Genomic DNA, 10,445 nt, shown 5'->3' with positions numbered 1-10,445 from the left:
AAATTAAAGGAAAATATCTCCAATTATACTTAAATGAATTCGTCTATAAACTAAATCGTAGATATTTTGGAGACCAACTCTTCGATAGGCTTGTTATTGCTAATATCACAGGATTATGACTTATAACGGATATTCAATTTTTAATTATGTGAATTAATTTATATTGGCTATATCTATTTTGGGCAAACTTTAATAAGATTAAACCTAATACTGGCACTGTGCAATCTGACGCTTTTATTCCACCATGTACTCTCATAACATTTGCCAAGTCCCTTAGTTTATAACCTAACTGTTTTAGTTACAGGTTGGTCATTTAATATTTTTAATTTCATTTTTAATAGTTTTTATTATTTTTTCTGGTATCGCTAATTCACTAGCAATCTCCATCCATCGAGGAATTAAAGCTTGGACATCATCAATAATTCCTTTAGGATTCTTTATAGAAAATTCTTCAGCAATAGTAAGGATATCTTTAACTGTTAATGAAGTGCGCTTGCCATTAATCGATAAAGCTCTAGATGTTATTTTGAATGTAAATAGTGGATTGAGTGCATAGGTTAAATCGTATGCAGGTCCTAAATTCCAACCATTACTTTCTTTGTTATAAATAAAACTGTGGTTTTTTAAATGGTCGTCCACATTTCTGAAAACGAGATTAAATACCATACGCTTAAATAATTGCTGTAAATCCTTATGTGGTACTTCTAGTCCTAAAGCTACCTTGAAAACATTCTCATAGGAAGAGTTTTCTGGTTGACTTTTAAAGTCCCATCCTGTTAAACCTGTTACTGTTAATACGTGCTGTTTTTCTCCGTGCTGTCTATCGTATCTAAGTGTTGCGAAGTGCTTATTTTCTATCAGCTTAGAATGCATCATTTCTATACCCGCTTCTTGTGCTAGTAAATAATAGGCGTATTCTACTTTTTCTTTGTTATAGCCATCGCTATCATCAATATGTAACTTTACCAGGTAATGGTTATAGTCTTCACTAACTTCTCGATCACCAGCGATTATTTTACCTGTTTTTTTATGTTCTGATATTAATATTTTTGGTCTTGCTCCACCTGCGGAAGTTCCTATCTTGAAAACGTTAAGTAAAGACAATTCATCAAGGGCTGTCCCAGAAGTATCCTCTTTTATTTTTAATACCTTTTCTAAGATGGTGATGATTTCATCGATGTTTACGGATGACGCATTGGGTAGCTCTTTTACGGGTCTATACTCTAAGGCACCCATACCACGATCTGCTACATAGGCTAACTGCTCCAATGGTGTTACTTTTTGGATTCCTCTTGCTGTTAACCATTCTTGAAATATAATATTACCAAAGGTATCGGGTAAGGAATCTGCTATCATTGGTGGTAAGCCCTGAAAAGTATCTTGTTGGTATTCCGTAAATACCTGCGCCGGTTTTGTGCGTTTGAAAATAAAGGGAAAAAGTTTTGAGTATTTACCAGATTCTAAAAATTCTGGGTTGTATTGAAAAAAAGATTTACCATGATCTATATCATAGCCCAATTTGCCAATCTCTTGACCAAAAGCAACAACATCTATGATTTTATCTCTAGCCATCTATTAATATAGTGAAATATCGTTTTTATCAACTAAGACTTTCTCTATTTGATTGGCTATAGATTGCAATAATCCAAAATGATTTGCTACTTTTAAAACATTATCTAGTGTGGCATTTTTACCATTCTCAATGTTTTGAATGGTTGTGCTTGAGACATCAAGTACCTCTGCTAAATCTTCTCGAGATAGATCATTTGATTTACGAAGTGACTTACAAGCCTCTCCAATCTTGACTTTCACATCTTTTATTGTAGTAATTTCCATCATAATATACCAATATAATGGTTAAATATACTTATTTTAATTCATATTTACCATTATAACACTAAATATATTATTTTGTAGAATTACTATTCTTAACGTTACCTTATCAAACCAGAACGATAGGACTTTAGTAAACTTTCGAAAAAGCACTAAAAATTAGTACTTCACTCGAAAGTTTACTATAATCACCTTTTAAGAACATAATTTACACTAATTTGACTCTTTAACCGAAGTAAACCTTTCAAAACTTTAAATTTTTGTTAAAAAGGGGCTAATTCGGTGGACGTGAAAATATTGGGCGCTTTAAAGCCCCTAAAACCCTCGAAAAATGATAATTTGGATAGTTCCTCTTTCTCCGCAAAAACAAAAACCCTATCAATTAATATTCAATTAGTTAGGTTTTTTTGTTCTCAGTATTAGCCCACAATTAGTCCATAACCAAGGATCAAATGGATCAAACATAATTCACATCGCTTTGGATTTCTTTATCTAATGGTGATGCTGAATGTACCGTTGCAATACCGCTTACAATTGAACCTAGTTGTTACAGAAAAAAATATTTTATACCGCTACAAATGATATTTTTTTTAAAAAACTTATTTTCTATAATAAAAACACAACCATGACTGACCTACATCATTGTTATAAGTTTCGAAAGTCTGTATTATTGAATAATAAACAAAAAACAGATAAATGGCAATACTTACCAAACAAGATATAGAGCAACTATCAAGTATTCATAGTGCCTTTTGTATTTCGATTTTTATTCCAACACACCGAGCAGGGAAAGAAGTGATTGAAAAACTAGATGCAAAAGCCTTAAAAAATGAGCTAAAAGCGGTTAAAACCAAATTAGGCAAGGAAGAATTGAGTGTAAAAGAAATCGACGATTTAGTACACCCAATTCAGCAATTGATTGATAACACAGGATTTTGGAGATACCAATCAGATGGTTTAGCCATCTTTTTATCCAAAAGCTTTTTTAAAGCATTTACTGTTCCAGTCCGTTTTGAAGCCTTTAATTATGTTGCAAACTCATTTTATCTAAGTCCTTTAATGCCAATGTTTGTGGGAGATGGTTCTTTTTATCTACTAACCTTGGAATTGGAGGATGTAAAGTTATATGAAATGACCAGACACAGCATAACAGATGTTATCGTCAATGACCTAATTCCTGCTCGTTTGGAAGAAAGCGTAGGTTATGATTATGAAGAAAAAAATCTACAATTCAGAACACAAAAAGAAGGTTATGGAGCAGCTACCTTTCATGGTCACGCAGAATCTGATAGAGCCCGAAAAAACGAAATAACAAGGCATTTTAGAGCTATAGATAAAGGGCTTATGACTATACTCAATGATAAAAAATTGCCAATGCTAATTGCAAGTCAGGATTATTTATTTTCAATTTATAAAAAGGTAAACACCTATAAACACCTACAAAAAAATCATATTACCAATGATCCTGTAGAAACAGATAAATTTTTGTTACATGAAATAGCTTGGGAGATGATGGCACCTGTTTTTGATGAAGAGCGAAAAGAAAAAATAGAAGCCTTTAAACAATATGAAGGTAAAGGAAAAACATCATCAGATATCAAACAGATTGTACCAGCAGCATTTCATGGTAAAATAGACACCCTTTTTATCGAAAATAGAGAAGATATATTTGGTATTTACCATACTAAAAAAGAGAAAGTAGAAATACGTAAAAATCTTGAAAAAACAAACGTTTCTCTATTAAATATGGCTGCAATAAAAACTTTTTTACAAGATGGAAAGGTCTACTTGCTCGAAAAAGACGACATGCCAAATCCATATTCAAAAATAAACGCACTCTATAGATATTAGTAAACTACTAATCTGAATTAAAGAAAGTTATGGAATACATCATTCAATTTATTCAAACCCCAATTAGGGAATCTTCAGAGTCCCTAGTCATAGAAAAACTGGAAAATCTTGGTAAAAAGTTCGACTGGATTATAAGAGCCGATGTGTTTTTTAAAGAAGACAAAGGGACTTATGGCAAAGGTAAAATATGTGATATACGATTAAGCGTTCCTGGTCCCAGAATATTTGCGTCTTCAAATGAAGAGAGTTTTGAAGCAGCAGTTTAAGAAACAATCAGAGATTTGGAAAAACAATTGAAAACTAAGAAAGATGATATGAAAACGTATTAAACCCACCACTACAAACGTCTCTAAAAAAATGATAATGAAACTTTCAGAATTTATATTTTTAGTTCTTAACCTTATAATTATACATGCCTGTCAACCTCCTGTCGTATTTTCAGAACCTCAACCTCATGGCAAAAAAGAATTAGCAACTATTCCAAAACAATATCGTGGTATGTATTGGTGTAAAACAGATAGTGTAACCCTAATTGTAAACGACAAAACCATTTATAAAGCTTTAGAATTTGAAACCACCTTAACAAAACCTGAAGTCGATTCCAATCCAGATATTTCATTTGTTAACGGAAAGCTTTATTTAAAAGAGCTCAATCAATCATTTCCATCGCAGCTTAAAAATGATTCTATTATCTCACAATTAACCTTAAATGACACCTTATTCAATATGGCGACAGACCATGTTGCAAAATTATTTAAAGGGCATCTTATAATAAATAATAAGTTAGATGATGCATCTTGGGAAGTAAAAGTACTCTCTCTAGAACAAAAAAACATACTTACTATAGCTAAAGCAGAAATACCAGAAGACTTTGAGCTACTTAAAGAAATAACAGATATAGAACAAACAAACTACAGCGAAAGCAATAAAATAAGACAGATAAAAATAGCACCAACACAAAAGGAATTTAATCAAATCTTAAAACAAGGTTTACTGTTTGATAGTTCTTGCAGTGAGTTTTTTAGAATGTCAAAAGATTCGAAACAGCAAAACTAAATGCTTTGGAAATCAATATAAATAAGCTTTTAGTAATCGATTATAAAACATTAGGCAATGGAATGTAATAAATGGTTTATAAGAGATGTATAAGTTAGTTTTGTAAACAGGATCTTGCGCTTTGGTTTAAAAAGAATTCAACAACTAGTGCTAAAACATAATTGCGAGTTCCGAGAAGTTGGTTTACCGTAAAATAATCAATGGATAAACTATTCGAAAAAATACAATATAAATTTAGGTAAATAAAACACACAAAGTATTATCTTTCTTATATGAATAAGCATCACAATATCATAATTGCAGGAGCTGGAGGAATTGCCCAAGCTGTTGGGTTAATACTCGCAGAATGGAGTAAAGTGCCACCTACTATATTTATTGGTAACAGAACGCTCGATAAAGCCCAAAACCTAGTGGATTGGATTAAAGATGGTATTACCAAACCTTGCTCAATTAAAGCATTTCATCTTGCTGAAGAGGGTGTTTTTAAAGAAATGGAAAGCATATTTAAACAAGGAGATATAATTTTAGACTGCTTACCAGGAACCCAAGCACCCAAAATAGCTCGCTTTGCCAAAGATTTTAATATGCACTACGCCAACCTTACAGAGTATGTTGCAGAGACCGAAGAAATTAAACAATTAGCAAAAGATGCAACAACAGGTTTTATATTACAAACAGGTCTCGCACCAGGCTATATCAATGTATTGGCAAATCATCTCTATAAAGAATTTTGTAGTGATTATAAAGTAAAAAAAGTAGATGCCTTAGAGTTTAAAGTTGGTGCACTTACTAAAAATGCTGTACCGCCTTATTATTATGGGTTCACTTGGAGTCCTGTAGGTGTAGCAACAGAATATATTAAAGAGGCTGAAGTTATTAGAAATTTTAAGAAAACAAAACTTCCATCTCTATCAGAACGTGCAACTATTATAATTGATGGCATTATCTATGAAGAAGACCTGACTTCAGGAGGTGCGGCCAACTTGCCTGATGCATTAGCTAAAAAGGTTCAATCACTCGATTATAAAACCTTAAGACATCAAGGACATTATGCTTGGATAGAAGAACAAATTAATAAGCTAAACACGACTGAAAATCCTATTGAAGCCCTACAGCTCATTATGGAAAATCATATTCCACATATTGAAGACGACCAAATCATTTTATATGCCGCTGTGCAAGGTAAAGATGTTAATGGCATATTGCGTAGACAAGAAGTTTCAAAGCAAATACGACCTCAAAAAGTAGGGAACCATCAATTGCGTGCCATCCAAACAACAACTGCCGTACCCTTAATACAATCTGCTCAATTACTTCTTGAATCTTCTTACAAAGGTGTTCTGCTGCAAAGTGAGATTGATACAAAACCCTTTTTAAATGGAAGTTACATCGTTCCAGTTTATGGAAAGGTATAAACGCACTTCCGCTATTATTCTTTCAAAAAAAATAAAAAGCGTTTTGCTACTTCAAACGTCTACAATCACAAATAGAAATTGATTTTCCTTCAATTGCTTTTAAACTTTCTGCAATAGTCTCATTTCTATAAGTTCTGCTCTCAAAACCTGGGCAAATATTTGTAAATGTAGCGTCTTTACCTTCATTATCTTGACCATTTCAATAACCTTATAATATTCTTGTGATTCTATTTTATTGTCCGAAACAGTAATGGCGTAAAATAGCTTTCCTAGGTTTTGATAAAGTTCAATATGTTCTTTAGAATACTTAGTAATGGGCAAATCCTGGCTCTGTAGATTTGACTGATAAATATCATTGCGAAAATTTTGAATTAAAAATAGATTTAACCGTATAAAACATATATTATGAAACGGAGATTACTATTACCAACGGATTTTTCAAGAAATGCACAAAACGCTATAGATTATGCCATTAATTTGTTTAGAGATGAAGTTTGCGAGTTCTATATTTTGAACACCTACAGCATAGAAGCTTACACGATGGAACTTGCTCTAGCTAGAGATTTAGAGGAGTCTAAAAAGAAATCAATTGCTGGATTGTCCAATATTCTTGAAAGACTATCTGTGACTGATGAGTCTATCAATCATAAGTTCCATATGGTATCAGAATGTGGCTCTTTAGTGGACATAATGACCGATATAGTAGATAAAAGAGATATAGATATAGTAATTATGGGTACTAAAGGAGCCACAGATTCTAGTATTGATATTTATGGAAGCCAGACAGTACTCGCTATGGAAAAAATAAGAAACTGCCCAGTAATGGCTATCCCATCAAAAGCAAGATTTAAAGAGATTAAGGACATTGTTTTCCCTACCAGCTACAGCTTGCATTACAAAAAACACGATTTTCAGATTTTGGTAGATATTGCAAAAATTACCAAAGCAGCGATTAGCGTTTTAAATGTACTAGATAAAGATGAAGGGCTTGATGAAGACCAACTCAATAATCAGAACCGTTTAAAGGATTATTTTGAAGGATTACAGTACTCATTCCATACTTTAAATAATAAAAATGTGCAAATAGCTGTTAATTCTTTTGTTGAAAGTCGAAATAGTGATATGGTTGTTTTTATCAACAAAAAACATAACTTTTTTAGAAATCTTTTGTCCAAAACCATGGCAAAAAATCTTGGTTATCATTCTGTTGTTCCTGTTTTGGCATTACATGATTTAAGAAATTAAAAAGATAATGACCACTTTGTTATTGTAGAATGTAAATTTTATAGTAATGAATCTTGAAATTGTAATATTAAAGAAACCACATATTAAAACTAGTAAAAGTGAAATCAAAACTAATTGTTTACCCAACAGACTTCTCTTACTGTTCAAAGAACGCAATGCCTTATGTCATTGCTATGGGTAAAGCACTAAAATCCAAAATAAGAATTGTTCATTCTATGGAAATGGCTTCACTTGGTTCTGCGAAAAACAATCCAATAGCTGTTGCCCTTCTAGAGAAAATCACATTAATCGAGGAGGAAGCTGAAAGGAAATTAATAAAGTTAAAAAATGAAATACAAATATGTGGTTTAGAATGCGAATACGACATTATTCAAGGCAGAACTTTATTTCTAAAAGAATATATGGAGGATATAAACCCTCTTATGATAGTTATGGGCACTATAGGCAAAAGTGGTTTGGAGAATAAGATATTTGGTAGCCAAACCTCTAAAATAATTCGTAATACAAAATCCATTGTCTTGGTAGTACCGGAAAAAGCTAAGTTCAATAATTTATCGCAAATAGTCTTCGCTACAGATTATCACACAAAAGACAAAACCTGTATAGAGTTCATTACGAAAATAACAAAATACTACGAAGCCAGTCTTGAGGTTATTCATATATGTGAACCTCACGAAAATTTAAAAGAAAAGCAAAATTTCCTTTTAAAGTTAAAGGATGAAATATCTCAAGTATTTAGCAATCAAAAACTTTATCTCAAACTCCTTAATGCTGATGATCCAGAAGATAAATTATTAGAATTTTTAGAAAACGCAAATCCAGATATGCTTTGTCTAATCACTAGGAAACGAAACTTCATTGAACGCCTTTTCGATAAAAGCATGGCAAAGAAAATGGTGAATCACACAAATACTCCAGTACTTGTTTTTTCGTAACTGACCCATATTAACTATTTATAATTATCGGTTCATTTTTTGTTTAAATAAACTTTTTGAAATATTGTTTTTAGAATTTGAGCATCCAAACATTTTAAGTTTTCATATACTTATATCGTACTGATTAATATCATAGCAGATTGATTGCTATTGGGTTAGTTTTATACTAATAAAAATACCCCAATGAAATAATAATAATAATAATATCCTGAAAATGAAATCAAAACTAATTGTATATCCAACTGACTTTTCTGATTGTGCAAAAAATGCATTGGCTTATGTCATTGCTATGGGGAAAGCTTTAAAATGTAAAATAAAAATAGTACATGCTATTGAGATTGGTGGAATTGCAACATCAGAAGAAAACCCAAACATCCTTTTAGATACAATAACAATATTAGAGGAGTATGCAGAACAAATGCTTAAAAAGCTAAAAAAAGAAATAGAGTCCTTTGGTCTAGAATGTGATTATGATATTTTACAAGGAAGAACCTTATTTCTTAAAGATTATATGGAGAATATAAATCCACTTATGATTGTAATGGGTACTATTGGCAAGAATAATCTTGAGAATAAGATATTTGGTAGCTTAGCTGCACAAACTATTCGTAATCCAAAATCGATTGTCTTGGCAATACCAGAAAAGGCGAAATTCAACAACTTATCTGAAATAGTATTTGCAACAGATTACCACATAAAAGATAAAACCTGTATTGAGTTTATTACAAAAATCACAAAGTACTACAAATCCAGACTTAAGGTGATTCATATTAGTACACTTGAAGAGGATTTAGAAGAAAAACAAAATTTTATTTCAAAATTAGAGAGTCAAATATCTCATGTCGTTAGCAATCAAAAACTTCATTTCGAACTGCTTTATGGTGAAGATGCAGAAGACAAGTTATTAGAATTTCTAGAAAAATCAAAACCAGATATGCTCTGCTTAATCACTAGAAAAAGAAGCTTTATTGAACGTATTTTTGATAGAAGTCTGGCAAAAAAAATGGTGAATCATACAAATATTCCAGTACTTGTTTTTTCGTAAACAAATAAAAATAGTTTATTTTTTAATACTTCGTTTTGAACTGACCAATATCATAGCGTATTTTTTTTTATTAAAATACTTTTAAGTTCTAAAAAAGTATGTTATGAAAATTTTGATACCAACAGATTTCTCACCATTGTCAATAATAGCCATTGAGTATGCAGTGGGCTTAAGTAAAGATATTGAACTACACCTTGTATTACTGCATGTTATAGATACAAGCACACCTACAATGGCGCGCATTAGTTCAAAAAAGCTTGAAGAGGCTATTAAAATGAGTTCTGAGCAGGATATGAATGAACTTATTAAAACTATAAAAAAAGAAAATAGCCATAATCCTAAAATAAGCACTAAAATTATTTCTGGCGCTTCAATAGAAAAAGAAGTTGAAGCCTTTGCTCTAAAAAATAATATTGATTTCATTTGTATTGGCACCAAAGGAGCTAGTGGTTTAAAAAAAGTAATTATAGGAAGCAATGCCGCTAGTATTATTCAACATAGTAGCATTCCAGTTCTAACAATCCCAGAATATGCAAGATACAGAGGTGTCGGTAATATTGTGTATTCAAGTGATCTGGAAAATCTAGATGAAGAGTTCGAAATCATGATACCATTTGCAAAATTAATGAACGCTTGGATTCACATTTTGCATATTAATGAAGATAATACCCACGTTGATGAGGATTTTCAAAAACAGGAAAAAAGACTTAGAACTTTGTTTTCCTATAAGAAAATAAAAGTTAAAGCACTTAAAGCTGCTTCTGTCGTGCAAGGCATCAACCAGTATATTGCAGATGTCGATGCAGATATGGTTATTATGTTTACACATCGCACCAACTTATTTGAGAAATTATTCCGAAAAAGTGTTACTCAAAACACAGCATTTCAAACCAAGACACCTCTACTTACTTTTCAAAAGAGTAGTGATTTTTTTAATTAATAAATTTTCAAATCTTAATAATACCGTAAAACCCTCATTTTTTCATCAGGTTACTATGAGATAACATTCAAGAAGCAGATAGCGAAAATATAAGCGTGGACTAAAAAAATAAGACAAACTTCTTT

Annotated in this window: 10 protein-coding genes and 1 pseudogene; 9 read left to right on the top strand and 2 right to left on the bottom strand. The window is 31.6% G+C overall.

Going from position 1 to position 10,445, the window contains the following annotated elements; all coding sequences use genetic code 11:
- A pseudogene (locus P8K68_RS07865) lies at positions 1-119 on the top strand (IS1595 family transposase); the annotation flags it as partial.
- A 190-nt stretch (positions 120-309) separates the two neighbouring features.
- On the opposite strand, the gene P8K68_RS07860 reads toward P8K68_RS07865, so the two are convergent.
- Positions 310-1,572 carry a type II toxin-antitoxin system HipA family toxin gene (locus P8K68_RS07860; RefSeq protein ID WP_300249246.1) on the bottom strand — a complete coding sequence of 421 codons (1,263 nt, stop codon included), beginning with the start codon at positions 1,570-1,572 and terminating at the stop codon, positions 310-312.
- A 3-nt stretch (positions 1,573-1,575) separates the two neighbouring features.
- Positions 1,576-1,839, bottom strand: a complete 264-nt coding sequence (locus tag P8K68_RS07855; protein ID WP_300249244.1) for a helix-turn-helix transcriptional regulator — start codon at positions 1,837-1,839, stop codon at positions 1,576-1,578.
- Between the two features lie 690 nt (positions 1,840-2,529).
- On the opposite strand from P8K68_RS07855, the gene P8K68_RS07850 reads away from it, so the two are divergent.
- The 8 genes from P8K68_RS07850 (at position 2,530) to P8K68_RS07815 (ending at position 10,320) form a co-directional block, all read left to right on the top strand.
- Positions 2,530-3,684 carry a hypothetical protein gene (locus P8K68_RS07850; RefSeq protein WP_300249241.1) on the top strand — a complete coding sequence of 385 codons (1,155 nt, stop codon included), beginning with the start codon at positions 2,530-2,532 and terminating at the stop codon, positions 3,682-3,684.
- 29 nt (positions 3,685-3,713) lie between these two features.
- Positions 3,714-3,950 carry an HPF/RaiA family ribosome-associated protein gene (locus P8K68_RS07845; protein ID WP_300249240.1) on the top strand — a complete coding sequence of 79 codons (237 nt, stop codon included), beginning with the start codon at positions 3,714-3,716 and terminating at the stop codon, positions 3,948-3,950.
- A gap of 97 nt (positions 3,951-4,047) precedes the next feature.
- Complete coding sequence (locus tag P8K68_RS07840; RefSeq protein ID WP_300249237.1) at positions 4,048-4,740, top strand: hypothetical protein; 693 nt, start codon at positions 4,048-4,050, stop codon at positions 4,738-4,740.
- Between the two features lie 272 nt (positions 4,741-5,012).
- Entirely contained in the window at positions 5,013-6,155 is a 1,143-nt protein-coding gene (locus tag P8K68_RS07835; RefSeq protein WP_300249235.1) for a saccharopine dehydrogenase C-terminal domain-containing protein, read from the top strand.
- Positions 6,156-6,560: 405 nt separating this feature from the next.
- Positions 6,561-7,400 carry a universal stress protein gene (locus P8K68_RS07830; protein ID WP_300249233.1) on the top strand — a complete coding sequence of 280 codons (840 nt, stop codon included), beginning with the start codon at positions 6,561-6,563 and terminating at the stop codon, positions 7,398-7,400.
- A gap of 98 nt (positions 7,401-7,498) precedes the next feature.
- Entirely contained in the window at positions 7,499-8,335 is an 837-nt protein-coding gene (locus P8K68_RS07825; RefSeq protein ID WP_300249230.1) for a universal stress protein, read from the top strand.
- Between the two features lie 214 nt (positions 8,336-8,549).
- Positions 8,550-9,380: a universal stress protein gene (locus tag P8K68_RS07820; protein ID WP_300249227.1), complete on the top strand. Its 831-nt coding sequence runs from the start codon at positions 8,550-8,552 to the stop codon at positions 9,378-9,380.
- 103 nt (positions 9,381-9,483) lie between these two features.
- Entirely contained in the window at positions 9,484-10,320 is an 837-nt protein-coding gene (locus P8K68_RS07815; protein WP_300249224.1) for a universal stress protein, read from the top strand.
- The last annotated feature ends 125 nt before the right edge of the window (positions 10,321-10,445 follow it).

Source organism: Algibacter sp. (assembly GCF_029245835.1).
Taxonomy (GTDB): domain Bacteria; phylum Bacteroidota; class Bacteroidia; order Flavobacteriales; family Flavobacteriaceae; genus Algibacter_B.
Note: the sequence above shows the minus strand (reverse complement) of the source record. Positions and strands in the feature narration are given on the sequence as shown.

Coding starts and splice junctions, on each gene's coding strand:
- P8K68_RS07860 (WP_300249246.1), bottom strand. CDS start 1,572: ATGGCTAGAGATAAAATCATAGATGTTGTTGCTTTTGGTCAAGAGATT.
- P8K68_RS07855 (WP_300249244.1), bottom strand. CDS start 1,839: ATGATGGAAATTACTACAATAAAAGATGTGAAAGTCAAGATTGGAGAG.
- P8K68_RS07850 (WP_300249241.1), top strand. CDS start 2,530: ATGGCAATACTTACCAAACAAGATATAGAGCAACTATCAAGTATTCAT.
- P8K68_RS07845 (WP_300249240.1), top strand. CDS start 3,714: ATGGAATACATCATTCAATTTATTCAAACCCCAATTAGGGAATCTTCA.
- P8K68_RS07840 (WP_300249237.1), top strand. CDS start 4,048: ATGAAACTTTCAGAATTTATATTTTTAGTTCTTAACCTTATAATTATA.
- P8K68_RS07835 (WP_300249235.1), top strand. CDS start 5,013: ATGAATAAGCATCACAATATCATAATTGCAGGAGCTGGAGGAATTGCC.
- P8K68_RS07830 (WP_300249233.1), top strand. CDS start 6,561: ATGAAACGGAGATTACTATTACCAACGGATTTTTCAAGAAATGCACAA.
- P8K68_RS07820 (WP_300249227.1), top strand. CDS start 8,550: ATGAAATCAAAACTAATTGTATATCCAACTGACTTTTCTGATTGTGCA.
- P8K68_RS07815 (WP_300249224.1), top strand. CDS start 9,484: ATGAAAATTTTGATACCAACAGATTTCTCACCATTGTCAATAATAGCC.